The sequence below is a fragment of the Paenarthrobacter sp. C1 genome, from assembly GCF_049315185.1.
Classification (GTDB): Bacteria; Actinomycetota; Actinomycetes; order Actinomycetales; family Micrococcaceae; genus Arthrobacter; species Arthrobacter nicotinovorans.
In genome coordinates this window covers 4,344,850-4,358,924 of the sequence record NZ_CP186052.1, presented here as the reverse complement: position 1 = coordinate 4,358,924, position 14,075 = coordinate 4,344,850, and the positions used below count along the sequence as shown (strand labels likewise).

Below are 14,075 nucleotides of genomic sequence, written 5' to 3'. Positions count from 1 at the left end.
CCGCCGCTGCAGGCGCCCATCCGCCGTCGGGTTGGCAGTTGATGACAATCCGGGCGCGCAAACATTGTCATTAAGTGGCATCTCGGCGGAGGCGGGTGGAGGGGTGCAAAAAGCGGCGGCCGTCCCCGGGAAGGGGGCGGCCGCCGTCGTTGTTCTGCCAAGCGGCGTCGAAGGTTACATCTTCCTTCGCGTAGCGCTGGTTTCGTCCATGACGTCCCTGCCGAGCCATGCACCAAGGCCGATCATGGCAACGCCAAGGATCAGGTGGAGCCAGTTATCGGCCGTGTTGAACGGGACAAAGTTGGCGCCCGTTTCCTGGTTGATGACCAGGCCGTAGATCCAAAGAACGATGTACACAGCGCCGCCGCCCAGGAGGAACAGGCGGGCCATGCGGTCGTTCCTTGCCATGGCCAGTCCGGCCGCGCCGAACAGCAGGTGAACGATGTTGTGGAGTATGGACACTTGGAAGACTCCAAGCAGCATGGCGCCGGATTCATGTCCCGCAAAGGTCATGGCGCCGTAATTGGTGGTGATTCCCGGGATAAAGCCCAGGACGCCTACCAGCAGAAATACAATGCCAACGCCCATGGCGGTGTTGCGAAGTGTCAACCCCATCATGTGGTGGTGTTCGGCGGGGTGCGAAGCGGTGGTCATCAGTCCTCCCTTTCACGCGGTTATCCGGCTCTTCTCCTGGAGAGCCGACCTGCGGCAAGGGGTGTCGCCAAACCTTGCCGACGCCGCCATAATACTCCTGAAATGCTCTGGATAGCAGGGGGATGAGCGCAGTTCAGGCGGCGGTTAGCATGGATTCATGAGCCAAGTGCCGAATGGTCGGGTGCACACGATTTTTCATGATGTCCGGGACCTGACGCCCTTCCGGGAAGGGTACGTACGGACGCCGGTGCGCGGACTCGCCGACGGCGTAAATGGAGTCCTTTCCGGTGTCCTCAGCGGCCGAGACCACGCGCGCTTGTCCCTCGTGGGCAGTGTTCCCAGGCTGAAGATGCTGTCCTCCAAGCCCGCGAAGGCCATGCATGAGGCTGTGTTCTCCTCCACCGATCCGGACCGTCTCCTTGCGTTCGCCCGGATGAACCCGGGCTGGGCGGGCTTGTGCCACATCATGGCAGGCCTGCTTGTCTATAAGCACGGCGGGTTCTTGCGGGCGTCGGAACTGCTGCAGCGAGGGTTGACAACCAGGATCGACGACGACGCCAGCCAGTTCTCGGCCATGTACCTTGGTCAGGTGGTCACCCGGGTTGAGGTCGCCGAACGCATCGAGGTGCCGGTGCTGTTCAGCGAAGAGTCCGTGTTCCTGGCACTGGCCCACTGTCTGCGGGAAATGGGGATGACCGAAGCCGCTCTCGAAGCTGTGGCAGCTTTGCCGCCGTCGTTGCCTTCGGCCTTGGCGCGGTGCACGGCTGCGTTCTCCTTGGAACGCCACCGCGATGTGGTGGTCTGGACGGAGGGACTGCTGAACACGGATGACCTCTCGGCCGCGTTGTTGCTGATCAGGGCGCGTTCCCAGCGGGCGCGGGGCGACTTTGAGTCTGCCCAGGCGGCGTTGAGGGAAGTCCTTCGCCGCAGGAAAACCAACTTGGCATTGAAGAATGATGCCCTCACTGACAGGGCCCTCTTGGCGTTGGACCAGGGACGCCGGACGCTGACGCCGTGGTCCCGACGGGCTGCCCCGCCGGCGGAGCTTGAATCGGTGGAGGTTATCCGCAAGGACGCCGAGATGCGGCGCTTGTGGGAGAACGACTTCAGGCAGCTGGGCGGGGAGTAAAAAACCGTTGCACACGAAGGGGTGCAGGCGTATTCTCTTAATCAACCAATTGATTGATCAAGCGATTGGTTGATTATGGAAGGTTTGCTGGTAAATGACACAGGATGCTCCAGGCCAAGACGCCCTGGACAAGGCCTTTATGGCGCTGGCGGATCCGGTCCGGCGGGCCATCGTTGCCCGGCTTTCCCGGGGAGATGCCACTGTCAACGAGCTCGCGGAACCGTTCGCCATTTCCAAGCAGGCGGTTTCCAAGCACATCCAGGTCCTGGAACATGCAGGACTGGTGACCCGCTCCCGGGATGCCCAGCGCAGGCCCGTCCACCTGGACGCCGCAGCACTGGAACGCCTGACGGCGTGGATTGATCAGTACCGCCTGATCGCCGAGTCCCGCTTCCGGCGGCTCGACCAGCTGCTCGCCACCCACACCTCCCCACAGGAACAAGCAAAGAAAGAGGAACTGCAATGAGCAACGAAACCACCATCACCGCAGACGACGGCGTCCCCTTCGTCGATACCGTTCGGGAATTCGACGCCCCCGTCAGTGCGGTTTTCAAAGCCCACGTTGATCCGGACCTCCTGGCCAAGTGGCTGGGGCCTCGGGATGCCAAGCTGAACGTCACCAAGTACGACGCGACCACCGGCGGTAGTTGGCACTACGAAAGCGGACATGGCGACGAGATGTTTGGCTTCCACGGCATCTTCCACACAGTGGACGCGGATGAGCTGATCATCATGACGTTCGAATTCGATGGAGCCCCCAACCAGGTCGGCATTAGCAGCACCACCTTCGAGGAAATCGACGGCCGCACCCGGATCGTGGCGCACGAGGTCTACCCAACGGTTGAAGCGCGCGACATGGCCTTGGCGACCGGAATGAACTACGGAGTGGTGGAAGGGTACGAGCGCCTGGACGAACTGCTCGCCACCTAGAACGCCTGGAAGCGCAGCACGAGTGGAAGAACCTGCTCCGACAACAGCACCGTCCCCAGCCCGATCATGACGATCCCGCTGGTCAGGGTGACGGCCCGTGCGGCGCCGGGCCGGGAGGCCAGCAGCTTCCTGGAGGTCAGGGCCACGGCGGTGTAGACCATTCCTGCAAGGATCACGAAGGTTAACCCCAGTAAGCCCGACTGCACCGGGACGGGCAGCGCCGCATCCGGGCTGACGAACTGCGGCACCAGGGCCACGAAGAACAGGAGCCCCTTGGGGTTGATGCCGCTGGTGCCCATGCCCTGGAAGAACGTGCGGAGCTGGTTTCCGGAATTCACGACGCCGTCTTCCGCACTGAAGCTTGCGCCTCGCCACGAGCGGATGGTGCCGATGCCAAGCCACAGCAGGTAGGCCGCACCGGCGATGGTCAGCCACCCGAGGAGCCCAGGAACGCCGGCCAGGAGGGCAGCGAGTCCGGCAGCCATCAGGAGCGTGTGGATCACGTAACCGCTGCAGAGGCCGGCGACGGCGGGAACGAAGCTGCGCTGACGCAGGCCCGCCGAAATCGAGTACGCCCAGTCGACTCCCGGTGTGCAGGCCAAGGTGACTGCCACGAGGACGAAGGCGAGGAAAAGCTGCGGGTTCACGATCTCTCCAGAGTTAGTTGGTACGAAAACTCTAGGTAAAAAGCGCCCATAAGTGTTCCCGTTTTTAGCTCTGAAGAGCTGATTCTCGGTAAGATATTTGCGTGATTGACGGTATCGATAGAAGTATTTTGCGCCACCTCAAAGAGGATGGGCGGATGACGGCCACAGCGCTGGCTTCCAAAGTCGGTTTAACCGTCGCTCCTTGCCATCGAAGGCTCCGCGACCTGGAAGCGACAGGGGTCATCCGCGGATACCGCGCGGACATCGACCCCGCCGCCGTGGGGCTTGGTTTCGAAGCGATCGTCTTCGTGACTTTGCGCCAAGTGGACCGGGGAACGATGGCCGCCTTCGAGGCCAGGGTCACCGCCAGCCCCAACATCGTGGAGGCCCAGCGCCTGTTTGGTTCGCCCGATTACCTGTTGAAGGTCATTGCCGCGGACCTGCCCGCTTATCAGCGTTTCTACGACGACGAGCTTGCGGCCCTTCCAGCGGTGGAGCGGCTGACGTCAACGTTGGTCATGAAGAACCTGAAGACCAACATCGGGCCGCCGGTTTAGCCTGCCGGCAGGCCGTTCAGCTGGCCGTTCAGCTGGCCGGGCTCACGTGCACGATGATGACTTGGGTGTCTTTGGAGCCGTCGAAGCGGAGGTCGTAATTGACCTCCAGCCCGGTGCTGGTCCCCGACGTCAATGAGTAGTCGCTCTTGGCGGAAGGGTCCTTGCTGGTGGAGGAAATCCAGCGTTCGGCGTCGTCGGCGTCGATGCCGTACTTGTCCACTCCCTCGCGGATCAGGGCGTTGAATTCCTCTGCGGAAGCTGCAGTGAGGAAGTACGTGACCTCGGTGAAATCAGGGCGTGAATCGGTGGTCTTGAACCGGATCCGGTCCGTTTGTGCGGTGATCTCTCCGCTGGGGCCGACAATGGCCAGGTTGATCTTCCCGGAGTCCTGGGTGTTGATTTCCGGGCCGTAGCTGTCCTCGGATACACGCACAGCCGATTTCTGCAGGCTGCCGCTGCTCATGTCCAGGCGCGCTTGCTTGTCGGTCCTGATCCGGTCGACACCTGCGGCATCAAGCGTGGAGAATTCCGAGGTAATCACTGTGCTCCCTTGGGAAGTTGATGGAGAAGCGGGGACGGATAACTGGCATGCGGTGGTGGTGAGGATTCCCAAGCCAGCCGCCACGGCGATTGCCAGCCGCGAAAGCCACTTGGTCCGGGTCATTGGTGAACCTCGGCATCGAAGCCGTCCAGGAAGCGGTCCATGATTCCCGGAATGTTGTTGGTGGGCCTGTACTGTTCAACGCGGTCGTTGAAATCCGAACCGATGATGTCCCGGGCCTGTTGGGGATTGTTGGCCAGCAGGTCCTGGTAAGCGGGGAGGGTGTCCTGCTTGATGAGGGCCCAGCGTTGCTCGGCGTCGGCGATGTTGCCGTCCGGGAAGCCGGTGGTGAAGTCCGTCCGGAACTGCGTCGGGTTGTCCCAGTTGGTGAAGGGCAGGTTCTCCGGGCCGGGGCTTTCCACGCTGAACTTGTAGGGGAAGACTTCCGGGTAGCTTTTCGCGCCGGGAATCGAAGGCTCGCCGGCGAGGGTGACCATGTACGTCACGGCTTCCCCTCCCGGATGGTTGCGCATGTCAGTGTAATCGTCGGCGATGATCTCGTTCTGCTCCCGGTACAACAGGGCCGTGTTGCCTTCCTTGATCTGTGCGGGATCGCCGGAATCAATCTGGGCCCATGCTTTCGCAGTTTCCGGGTCGATCGCACCGGAGTCCCTGAGGCGGTTGATTTCGTCGATTCCACCGTTCATGTAGGCCTCGTGCTGCCGGGCCTGGTCCAGGAAGATCTCTTTGTTCATGTCCAGCATGGACGTTTCGTAGAACTTGATCTCGGCGTCGGTCATGCCGGCAAGCTGCTCGATCTGGTCGAGAACCGGGATGGGGATGTCCGACGCCGGATTGTCGGCGATCTGCTGTGCCAGATCGCGGAGCATGGCCATGTCCTTGAACCCGCCGGCGAAGGAAGGGCCGATCATATTCGCCATGCCGGCCCACTGAAGGTCCGGGTTGGACAGGAAAGCCTGCCCGTAGAAGTCGTAGACCTTTTTGATGGTTTCCCAGTTGTACTCGGTACCCTTGCTGGTGTCCCACGTGGACGGGTCGATCCCCATCTCCCGCATGGCTTGTTGGTTCCAGTAATCGCTGAGGAACTGGGAGTACTCGGGCGATTTCTTCTCGATCAGGCCCGAGTCGGCTGCGGCATCCATGGCGGCCTTGGCGTCCTGCGGATGTTCGAGCGCCCACTTCTTGAATTCGTCGCTTCGAAGGTACTGTGCCCGCTCTTCGGGCGTCATTCCGTTCAGCAGATCCGTGAGCTCCTGGCCGTTTCCGCCGGAGCCGCCGGTTCCGCCAGCGCCGCCGGAGCCGGAGCCGCCGGCCCCGCCATTGCTCGCGGCGGCCTGTTCGTCGGCGTTCTTCAACAGGCTCCGGGAAGCGGCCTTGATGCCGGAAGCCGCGCTCTGGAGGGCCCGCAAGTGCGAGCTGTTCCATTCGTGACGGAACCGGTCGCCGTCGTTCCCCCGCCAGGGACTGTTGGTGATGGACCCCGACAACTGTTGTCCCAAGGTGGTGAGGCTGTCCGCATTGCGGGACAGTTCCTTGGCCAGCTGACGCAGCTGTGCGACGTCTGAGCCATAGAAGTTACCCGCCACGTCGCCCCCATTGTTGTGTGCTGATGATCTGGCCCCATCCTAGGCCGCCTGCGGAGCATGGCACATGGGGACAACTTCCCTATGTGCAGAACTACTCCAGAAGCAGGCCCGTTGTCCGGTACGGAATCACCTCACGGAGGAACATGCTGGTGGAGGTCCTGACGATGCCGGGGCACAGCCGGATTTCCTCCGACACCCGGTAGAGGTCGTCGGGGCTCTTGGCCACCACCCTGATGATGAGGTCGGTATCGCCGGCGGGTGCGTGGCATTCCAGGACTTCCGGGATTTCGCGCAAGGCCGCGATGGCCTCGTTCAGGTGGCTTTGGTCGAGCTCTGCGCTGACCGCCGCAGCCACGCCACGCCCCAGGGCGGATGGCAGGACGCGGCTGCTGTTGGCACGCAGGGCGCCAGAGGTTGTCATGCGTTCCAGGCGGGATTGGACCGTCCCCCGCGCGAGGTGCAGCTTCTGGGCCAGGACCATGATGGGAACGCGGGGATCGTCGTCGAGCGCAGCGAGGATTCTGCGGTCGGTCGCGTCGAGTTCCTGCAAAATGACCACTTCCTGTCGGATTTTTGTTTCTGGAGTAGTCAGATCGATCAAGAAAATGACTTCCTGTTGCACCTACTGTATGCCCCCTGGTGAAATGATGGCAACGAAGCAGGACGAGGCTACCGCCGAAGCCCGCCGGCAACAGGCACCCGGAACACCACCCGGAGCCCTGTACAGGTTTCCCGCAAGGAAGCAGCCGCTGATTGACTCTTGTTCACAGCATTGTCATTCTGCACTCGTCCGCTGATGCGGACAGCACAGCAAGAGCCCCTGAGCCACCGGATCGTTGCGGTAGCTGAGGGGCTCTTGTGTTGCCCGGCTGTGTTGCCCGGTTGTGCAGGGATGGCACATAGGCTTGGTGCATGACTTCCGCAGGGCGATTTGCCCCCAGCCCGTCCGGCGAGCTGCACGTTGGCAACCTCCGCACGGCCATCCTGGCATGGCTGTTCGCGAAGTCCACTGGCCGTGATTTCCTGCTGCGCGTGGAAGATCTTGACCGTGCCAGGTCCGGCGCGGAAACCGGGCAGCTCCGTGATCTGCGGGCCATCGGCATCACGTGGGATGCGGATGTGGTGCGCCAGACTGAGCGCGCGGCACTTTACGACGCTGCGATCCAGCGCCTGACGTCGGAGGGGCGCACCTACGAGTGTTTCTGCACCCGACGTGAGATCCAGGAAGCGCCTTCCGCCCCGCATGCTCCGCAGGGGGCCTACCCCGGGACGTGCCGGCGGTTGTCCCACGCCGAGCGGGAGATCAGGCGCGCCTCACGCCCGGCGTCGATCCGTCTGCGGTCCGGGGTTGGCGGGTGGCCTGTTGAGGACCAGTTGCACGGCACGTTTGAGGGCGTGGTGGACGACTTTGTGCTGCGTCGCAATGACGGCGTCACTGCCTACAACCTGGCCGTGGTGGTGGACGACGCCGCCCAGGGAATCGACCAGGTGGTTCGCGGGGACGACCTCCTTCCCTCCACCCCGCGGCAGGCGTACTTGGCGACGCTGTTGGGCTTGCCGGTTCCCGTATATGCGCATGTTCCGTTGGTGGTGAACCACGACGGCGTCAGGCTGGCAAAGCGCGACGGTGCCGTAACGCTGGACGACCTCGCCGCCGTCGGGATTCCCGCCGCGCGAGTCCGCGGCCTGATGCTGGAATCGCTCGGCCTGCCCGGTGGATCACTGCAGGACGCCCTGGCGGATTTCGATCCGTCGAGGCTGCCCAAAGAGCCCTGGGTGTGGATAACTCCCCAGGCCTGAAGAGGGCACCACGTAGGCTGGCTGGATGCATTCACAGATGGTCGCCCCCGGTTTCGAATCCGTCGCCGAACTCTTCGGCCGTTTCCTGGCCCAGGATCCGGAGTATTCCGCCCAGGTGGCCGCGTATCATCGCGGCGTCAAAGTCCTGGACCTGAGTGGGGGACCGCATATCCGCCCCGACTCCGTTACGGGAGTGTTCTCCTGTTCCAAGGGTATGGCGGGCCTGGTCATGGCCTTGCTGGTGCAGGACGGCCAGCTGGACCTTGACGCCGAGGTGGTCAAGTACTGGCCCGAATTCGGCATCGAAGGCAAAGCCTCGATCACGGTTGCGCAGCTCCTGTCCCATCAGGCCGGACTGTTGGGGCCCGAGGGAGGCCTGACCCTGGACGAGGTCAACAACTCTGCGCTGGCTGCGGCGAGGCTCGCCGCGTTGCCCCCGCTGTGGAAGCCCGGTGCAGCGTTCGGCTACCACGCGCTCAGCATCGGAATCTTCATGGAGGAGTTGTGTCGTCGGATCACAGGCTCGACGCTCCAGGAGATTTTCGAGCGCCGCATCCGGGCCGTAACCGGTGCGCACTTTTACCTTGGGCTCCCTGAATCCGAGGAGTCCCGCTTTGCGCCCTTCCGATGGGCCGCTGATCCTTCCTGGCCATGGGTGGACCCGGCAAGCCATTTCGGTCTTGCCGCCAATGCCGCCGTTGGCGACATCCTGGACCTGCCCAATATCCGCGAAGTCCGTGCCGCGGGACTGAGCTCGGCGGCAGGCGTGTCCAGTGCCGATGGCATGGCCAGGATTTATGCGGCGGCTTCAACGGGCCTGGCCGGCGAACCCGGGCAGGCCCTGGGCGGGCAGGCCCTGGCCGGGCAGGCCCTGGCCGGCGGGCAAACCGCCGTCGCGCCCTTGCTGGCTGAAGAGACCATCCGCGCCGTGACCGCTGAGCAAGTCTTCGGCATTGACCGGGTTTTCGGCGAGACCGGCTGCTTCGGGACCGTTTTCATGAAGTCGCACAGCCGGATGCCGTTTGGCAGTTACCGGGCGTTCGGGCACGACGGCGCCAGCGCCTCTTTGGGGTTTGCGGACCCTGTGTATGAGCTCGGCTTTGGCTACGTGCCGCAGCAGGCCGAGCCAGGGGGAGTGGGCTGCCGTAACTTCCAGCTAAGCTCCGCGGTGCGGGAAGCCATTGCCGGCCTGACGCCGTAGATCCAGCGCAGGGCTGTTGCGCTGGGCTAGTTGCGCTGCCCTGCGTGGCTTGCCTGCGTGATTTTGGCTGCGGGCACACCCGCAGCCATGCCTGCCCAGAGGGTGTCGGTGGTGGCGGAGACCATGGCATCCACCGTTGTTCCCTCCAGGTGCTTGCCGGCCGCGAGCAGCGCCGCGCCGTGAAGGCTGACGAAGCACACCATGGCCAACGTTTCGGGGTCGCCGGGGGCCAGTTCGCCGGCATCCTGGGCTTCGATGATCATTGCCTGGGCTATTTCGATTCCCTGCCCACCGGTGTTTCGAAGCTCGGCGCTGGAATCCGGGTGATGCTTGGTGGAGTACATGACGGTCAGCAGGGCGGGCCGGGAAACCGCGAATCCGACGTAGGCTTTCGCGACGCTGACAAAGCGCTCCTGGAGGGTGCCGCCGGACTCCGCGGCTGTGCGGATGCGGTGGTTCATCGATTCAAAGCCTGCCATCGCCAAGGCGTCGATCAACGCCTGCTTGTCACGGAAGTGCTTGGCTGGGGCCCCGTGGCTGACGTTTACGTCCCGGGCGAGTTGGCGGAGGGAAAGACCCTCGACGCCGGCCTCCTCGATTGTTTCCATGGCGCGCTCCAAGAGGGCTTCCCGTAGTTTGCCGTGGTGGTATGGCTGTTCGATCATGGGTCAAGTCTAAGCCAATGTAGGCATTGACAACAATGTAGCCACTGCCTACCATGTAGACAGCGACTACATCAGTCCCCGCCCCAGCATTTCCCGCCCCGACGATTGGACCCCTTCATGACCATGACCTACTCCGACACCACCGCGCTCATCACGGGAGCCAGTTCCGGGCTCGGCGCCGAATTCGCGCAGCGCTTCGCCGCCCGGGGTTCCAACCTCGTCCTGGTTGCCCGTCGTGTTGACCGCCTGGAAGATTTGGCGCAGCAACTGCGCAGCGAGCACGGCATCACCGTGACAGTGCTACCCATGGATCTGGGCCGGGCGGGCGTAGGCGCAGAGCTCTTCAAGGAACTGGCCGGACGCGGCATCACCGTGGACACCTTGATCAACAATGCCGGCTTCGGCACCCATGGCCTGTTGGTGGAGGAAGACCCGGCCGTTATTGCCTCCGAGATCTCGCTCAATGTAGCTGCCCTCGTGGATATCACGCGGGCCTTCCTGCCCGGAATGCTTGAGTCGGGCAAGGGCGCGCTGGTGAATGTGGCCAGCACGGCTGCTTTCCAGCCGATTCCCGGCATGGCGGTCTACGGCGCAACCAAGGCCTTCGTGCTGAGCTTCACGGAAGCCGTCGCCCATGAAACCAAGGATTCGGGGCTCAATGTCCTGGCCCTCTGCCCGGGGGCCACACGCACGGAGTTCTTCGATGTCCTGGGCAGCCAGTCCGCGGCGGTGGGCAGGATGCAGACCTCCGCCCAGGTGGTGGAGACGGCCATCAAGGCGCTGGACCGCAAGGTCACTCCCGGCAGCGTTGTCTCCGGGTGGATGAACCGGGTAGGCGCTGCCTTCGCCCAGCGGTTGCCCAGGGCTGTGACCGTTGCGATCGCCGCGCGGGCCGTCCAGGACTCCTAGGCCGGTACTTCCGGCGCGGCAACAGCGGATAGCCTGAGTAAAAGGACCTGTCCCCGCAGGTCCGTTGCCAAGCCGGAGGCCAGCATGACCGAACCACGCTTCACCGTAGAGACAGCCAAGGTCCTGGCGGAGGTGGCCCACAACCGCCAGAAGGACAAACTGAAGCGCCCGTACCGGGAGCATGTCCTGGCTGTCGGCGATGCCCTTGCCGATTTTGACGAGGATATCCGGATTGCGGGGTACCTTCACGACATCGCCGAGGACACGCCCATCACCCGGCAAGCGCTGCTGGAGATGGGCGTGTCAGAGCGGGCACTGGCCATTATCGAGCGCGTCACCCGCCGCTTCCACGACGATCCCGATGATTACGACGCCGGCATCCGTTACGTTGCGGAGGACCACGACGCCACGTTGGTAAAGATCGCGGACAACGCCCATAACTCCTTGCCGGAACGGGTCCGGGCCCTCGCGGAGAAGTGGCCGGACAAACCCCCGGTAACCCGCTACGCCGATGCCCGCCCGGTGCTGTATTCGGCAGTTCCGCGCGAGGAAGTCCAGCAGATCCTTGAGCGGATCAACCCGCACCTGCTTGCGGAACTGGACGAGATCGTTCCTGAGTAGCTGAGTAGCTGCGTGGCGGGGCGGGCCGGGGGCGCACCCGTGCCCGCCCTAAGCCCCCCCGGGTAGCTTGCCCTAGCCGGCCGCAGCTTCCAGCCGGCGAAGTGCCGCGGCACGGCCCTTGTGCCCACGCCGTTCGTCGTATGCGATGGACAGGCCCAGCACCAGCATCATTTCCAGCATGCACAGAGGCACGGATGCGCCCGCTGCGGCCATGGCGATACTTCCCGCCAGGCCAAGAACCACCACAGCTGTGCTCCAGAGCAGCTCCCGATCCGGATTGAGCATGATGCCGTAGAGCGTGGTCAGGGAAACCTTGAACAAAATAATAGGAATGGCTATCGAGGCCACGGCCGCTGCCCCGCTGATGTTGGCCTCGTGGTCGATGAAGTAGGCAGCGATGTGCAGCCCGGCACCCGTGGCGGCAATCGCAGCGAAAATGAACATGTGCCCGTAGCCGAACACCCAGGAGCGGTGCCTTTGGAAATGGAGCGCGGGGCCTGACGGCAGGATGAAGTAGATCCACCACATGGCGAACGCCAGCCCAGTGCCGCTGAAGCCGACCAGCGCGGCATCCAGCGTCCAGCCGTGCAGGGCAACGATGGCCCGGAGCGTCTCAATGGCGCCCACCAGGCATTCGCCCAGGGCGATGATCGCGAGCAGGCCATACCTTTCGGCAATGTGGTGCGCGTGCCAAGGCGTGCGGGCTTTGCGTTCGGCAAGCCCAGGGACGGACATCTCCAGGACGAACAAGGGTGCGGCCAAAAGGAACGTGGTGAGCACATCGGTTTCGATCACCAACGCTACGACCCAACCCACCTGCACCAGCGCCAGGTACTTGGCGTAGCGGAGGCAGGTCTCACGGCGTTCGGGGTCCTGGCGGGCCGCACGCAGCCATTGGAAGATCAGGGCAACGCGCATGATGATGTAGCCGATGAGGATGGCCACGTTATTGACGTGGTCACCCTCCACCAGTGAATGGAACATCGGTTCGATGCCCATGGCGAGGATGAGGACCCCCACCATCTGGACCATCGTGACCACCCTGAAGACCCAGTCGTCGGTGTCATAGGCGCTGGCAAACCACGTGAAGTTCACCCATGCCCAGATCACCGCGAACATGGCGTAGCAGAATCCGAGCAAACCCGGCCCAACATGGGCTTCAGCCACGGCATGCGCGAACTGGTTACCGGCGACGCCGAAAGCGATGACAAACGTCAGGTCGAAGAACAGCTCAAGCGGTGTGGCAGTTCGGTGCTTCTCGTGGGGATCACGGCCGCCCATCCGGGAGAGGGCATGGCGAAGGGGATTCGTGGACATGGCTCAAAGATTACCGGCGGATCGCCGGATTGCGTCCAGATCGCCGGTTCGCGTCCAGATCGCTGGACGGCTCCGGCGTTCCCGCACGGCTCCGGCGTTCCTGCGGCCAAAGCCTACACGCGGCCCAGGACGTCGATGTCTTCCAGGAAGTCCTGGTGCACTTCGGCGCTCACGGTCGTCCGGGTATCGGCGATCGCGTCGAGGTAGTCCTGCGTGACCGGACCCTTCCGTCCGTTGGGGGCGGCAGCACCGTCGTCGTACACGGCTTTCTCCAGGGCACGCTGGGAGGCGCTGCGCGCCGCGAACTCAATGTCCGCCGGCGAGAAGCCTTCCGTCCGCTCCACCAACTGGGGGATGTCCACGGCATCCACCACCGACGCCGGAATGAAGCGCTGCCACATGGCCTCACGGGCGTGGACGTCCGGCAGCCCGATGGGAATGACGTAGTCGAAGCGCCCGTGGCGAAGGAACGCGGTATCGAGTGCGCGGATGAAGTTGGTGGCGCAGACCAGCAAACGGCCGGGCTGTTCGCGGAAGGCGGGGATGATCTTGAGGAGTTCATTGGTGACGCCCTGCAGCGGCGACGGCGGATCTCCGGCACGCTGGGAGGCGATCTCCTCCACCTCGTCGATGAACACCACAGCGTGCTCCAATTCGGCGATTTCCAGGAAGGTCTCCCGCAGTGCACCGGCCAGGCCCTTGGGATCCGAGGCCAGCCGGGATGGGAACACTTCCACGAACGGCCATTCCAAACGCGATGCGATGGCCTTGGCAAAGGTGGTCTTGCCCGTGCCCGGAGGACCGAACAGCACCACTGCCCGCGGAGGAACCACGCCGTATTCGTCCGCGAGGTCGGCCTCGGCCAATGGGAGGACCAAGCGGCGCTCCAGCAGTTCCTTCTCGCGGCGCATGCCCGCCACGTTCTCCCACAAATCACGCGCCAGGATCCGCCCGCCGAGCAGTCCCAGCGCGCCGAGCTCTTGGCGCTGCACGGGAATGGTCCGCTCGAAGTAGCGCAGGTTCTTCTTCACCACGAAGCCGCGGCCCAGGAACGCTTCCACGCGCGTTTCGGTTTCCGGCATCAGTGCGGACAGCTTGTTCAGGCCGTGCGGGGCCATGCGGTTCTCGACGGCGGACAGCAGTGAGGTGCCGATGCCCCGCCCGCGGAACTCGGTGAGGGTGGCGAGGAAAACGATCCAGCCTTGGTCGTGCGCGGCACGTCCGACGGCGGCGCCCACCACCTGCTCGCCCTGCACCGCCACCACCGCGTGGTCCTTCTCGCAGGATGCGAGGACTTCCGATAACGCATAGACGGGCTCCACGCCGTCGGCCTTGAGCGACTCCCAGAGGTGCAGGATCCCGTCTAGATCGGACGAGTGAAAGTCCCGGATGCGCCAATTGGTCATGAGTTCTTCTCCTGGGCAGTAAGTGAGTCGCCGTTGATTCCTTGGAGTTGAGCATAGGCGAAGCAGTGCTGCCGAACGTTGCGGCCCCGTT

At 63.7% G+C, this 14,075-nt stretch carries 16 protein-coding genes; 8 read left to right on the top strand and 8 right to left on the bottom strand.

Annotated features, from left to right (window positions below; all coding sequences use genetic code 11):
- Positions 1-174: 174 nt before the first annotated feature.
- The gene (locus tag ACNAOU_RS20365) at positions 175-654 is read right to left on the bottom strand and encodes a DUF4383 domain-containing protein (protein ID WP_018779978.1); all 480 of its coding nucleotides are present in this window, start codon (positions 652-654) and stop codon (positions 175-177) included.
- A gap of 157 nt (positions 655-811) precedes the next feature.
- Here ACNAOU_RS20365 and ACNAOU_RS20360 point away from each other — a divergent pair, with 157 nt between their 5' ends.
- From ACNAOU_RS20360 to ACNAOU_RS20350, 3 genes are all read left to right on the top strand, one after another.
- A complete protein-coding gene (locus ACNAOU_RS20360; protein WP_026267478.1) occupies positions 812-1,783 on the top strand; it encodes a hypothetical protein in 972 nt (323 codons plus the stop codon).
- A 94-nt stretch (positions 1,784-1,877) separates the two neighbouring features.
- Entirely contained in the window at positions 1,878-2,249 is a 372-nt protein-coding gene (locus ACNAOU_RS20355) for an ArsR/SmtB family transcription factor (RefSeq protein ID WP_018779976.1), read from the top strand.
- On the top strand, positions 2,246-2,713 hold the full coding sequence (locus ACNAOU_RS20350; protein WP_018779975.1) for an SRPBCC family protein: 468 nt from the start codon (positions 2,246-2,248) through the stop codon (positions 2,711-2,713). Before ACNAOU_RS20355 ends, ACNAOU_RS20350 begins: the two co-directional genes overlap by 4 nt.
- Here ACNAOU_RS20350 and ACNAOU_RS20345 read toward each other — a convergent pair.
- A complete protein-coding gene (locus ACNAOU_RS20345) occupies positions 2,710-3,360 on the bottom strand; it encodes a LysE family translocator (protein WP_039243252.1) in 651 nt (216 codons plus the stop codon). The genes ACNAOU_RS20350 and ACNAOU_RS20345 overlap by 4 nt on opposite strands.
- 101 nt (positions 3,361-3,461) lie before the next feature.
- On the opposite strand from ACNAOU_RS20345, the gene ACNAOU_RS20340 reads away from it, so the two are divergent.
- A complete protein-coding gene (locus ACNAOU_RS20340) occupies positions 3,462-3,917 on the top strand; it encodes an Lrp/AsnC family transcriptional regulator (RefSeq protein WP_082010247.1) in 456 nt (151 codons plus the stop codon).
- A 28-nt stretch (positions 3,918-3,945) separates the two neighbouring features.
- Here ACNAOU_RS20340 and ACNAOU_RS20335 read toward each other — a convergent pair whose 3' ends face one another.
- From ACNAOU_RS20335 to ACNAOU_RS20325, 3 genes are all read right to left on the bottom strand, one after another.
- Positions 3,946-4,581, bottom strand: a complete 636-nt coding sequence (locus ACNAOU_RS20335; RefSeq protein WP_189076767.1) for a hypothetical protein — start codon at positions 4,579-4,581, stop codon at positions 3,946-3,948.
- Positions 4,578-6,065, bottom strand: a complete 1,488-nt coding sequence (locus ACNAOU_RS20330) for a WXG100 family type VII secretion target (protein ID WP_422757617.1) — start codon at positions 6,063-6,065, stop codon at positions 4,578-4,580. Before ACNAOU_RS20330 ends, ACNAOU_RS20335 begins: the two co-directional genes overlap by 4 nt.
- 91 nt (positions 6,066-6,156) lie before the next feature.
- Positions 6,157-6,615, bottom strand: coding sequence for an Lrp/AsnC family transcriptional regulator (locus ACNAOU_RS20325; RefSeq protein WP_026267476.1), 459 nt, complete (start codon positions 6,613-6,615; stop codon positions 6,157-6,159).
- A gap of 362 nt (positions 6,616-6,977) precedes the next feature.
- Here ACNAOU_RS20325 and gluQRS point away from each other — a divergent pair, with 362 nt between their 5' ends.
- On the top strand, positions 6,978-7,865 hold the full coding sequence (gluQRS, locus tag ACNAOU_RS20320; protein WP_422757616.1) for a tRNA glutamyl-Q(34) synthetase GluQRS: 888 nt from the start codon (positions 6,978-6,980) through the stop codon (positions 7,863-7,865).
- Positions 7,866-7,890: 25 nt separating this feature from the next.
- Positions 7,891-9,066: a serine hydrolase domain-containing protein gene (locus tag ACNAOU_RS20315; protein WP_422757615.1), complete on the top strand. Its 1,176-nt coding sequence runs from the start codon at positions 7,891-7,893 to the stop codon at positions 9,064-9,066.
- A 26-nt stretch (positions 9,067-9,092) separates the two neighbouring features.
- Here ACNAOU_RS20315 and ACNAOU_RS20310 read toward each other — a convergent pair whose 3' ends face one another.
- Positions 9,093-9,731, bottom strand: a complete 639-nt coding sequence (locus ACNAOU_RS20310; protein WP_422757614.1) for a TetR/AcrR family transcriptional regulator — start codon at positions 9,729-9,731, stop codon at positions 9,093-9,095.
- 117 nt (positions 9,732-9,848) lie between these two features.
- On the opposite strand from ACNAOU_RS20310, the gene ACNAOU_RS20305 reads away from it, so the two are divergent.
- Together ACNAOU_RS20305 and ACNAOU_RS20300 are read left to right on the top strand one after the other, a co-directional pair.
- Positions 9,849-10,640 carry an SDR family NAD(P)-dependent oxidoreductase gene (locus tag ACNAOU_RS20305; protein ID WP_039243241.1) on the top strand — a complete coding sequence of 264 codons (792 nt, stop codon included), beginning with the start codon at positions 9,849-9,851 and terminating at the stop codon, positions 10,638-10,640.
- 84 nt (positions 10,641-10,724) lie between these two features.
- Positions 10,725-11,261, top strand: a complete 537-nt coding sequence (locus ACNAOU_RS20300; RefSeq protein ID WP_018779965.1) for an HD domain-containing protein — start codon at positions 10,725-10,727, stop codon at positions 11,259-11,261.
- Between the two features lie 72 nt (positions 11,262-11,333).
- On the opposite strand, the gene ACNAOU_RS20295 is transcribed toward ACNAOU_RS20300, so the two are convergent.
- Complete coding sequence (locus ACNAOU_RS20295) at positions 11,334-12,578, bottom strand: low temperature requirement protein A (RefSeq protein WP_110506076.1); 1,245 nt, start codon at positions 12,576-12,578, stop codon at positions 11,334-11,336.
- Between the two features lie 113 nt (positions 12,579-12,691).
- On the bottom strand, positions 12,692-13,984 hold the full coding sequence (locus ACNAOU_RS20290) for an ATP-binding protein (RefSeq protein WP_018779963.1): 1,293 nt from the start codon (positions 13,982-13,984) through the stop codon (positions 12,692-12,694).
- Between the last annotated feature and the right edge of the window lie 91 nt (positions 13,985-14,075).

Bases quoted from the DNA above. Each gene is read 5' to 3' on its own strand.
- ACNAOU_RS20305 (WP_039243241.1), top strand. From the start codon at position 9,849: ATGACCATGACCTACTCCGACACCACCGCGCTCATCACGGGAGCCAGT.
- ACNAOU_RS20300 (WP_018779965.1), top strand. From the start codon at position 10,725: ATGACCGAACCACGCTTCACCGTAGAGACAGCCAAGGTCCTGGCGGAG.
- ACNAOU_RS20295 (WP_110506076.1), bottom strand. From the start codon at position 12,578: ATGTCCACGAATCCCCTTCGCCATGCCCTCTCCCGGATGGGCGGCCGT.
- ACNAOU_RS20290 (WP_018779963.1), bottom strand. From the start codon at position 13,984: ATGACCAATTGGCGCATCCGGGACTTTCACTCGTCCGATCTAGACGGG.
- ACNAOU_RS20335 (WP_189076767.1), bottom strand. From the start codon at position 4,581: ATGACCCGGACCAAGTGGCTTTCGCGGCTGGCAATCGCCGTGGCGGCT.
- ACNAOU_RS20350 (WP_018779975.1), top strand. From the start codon at position 2,246: ATGAGCAACGAAACCACCATCACCGCAGACGACGGCGTCCCCTTCGTC.
- ACNAOU_RS20360 (WP_026267478.1), top strand. From the start codon at position 812: ATGAGCCAAGTGCCGAATGGTCGGGTGCACACGATTTTTCATGATGTC.
- ACNAOU_RS20310 (WP_422757614.1), bottom strand. From the start codon at position 9,731: ATGATCGAACAGCCATACCACCACGGCAAACTACGGGAAGCCCTCTTG.
- ACNAOU_RS20315 (WP_422757615.1), top strand. From the start codon at position 7,891: ATGCATTCACAGATGGTCGCCCCCGGTTTCGAATCCGTCGCCGAACTC.
- gluQRS (WP_422757616.1), top strand. From the start codon at position 6,978: ATGACTTCCGCAGGGCGATTTGCCCCCAGCCCGTCCGGCGAGCTGCAC.
- ACNAOU_RS20355 (WP_018779976.1), top strand. From the start codon at position 1,878: ATGACACAGGATGCTCCAGGCCAAGACGCCCTGGACAAGGCCTTTATG.
- ACNAOU_RS20365 (WP_018779978.1), bottom strand. From the start codon at position 654: ATGACCACCGCTTCGCACCCCGCCGAACACCACCACATGATGGGGTTG.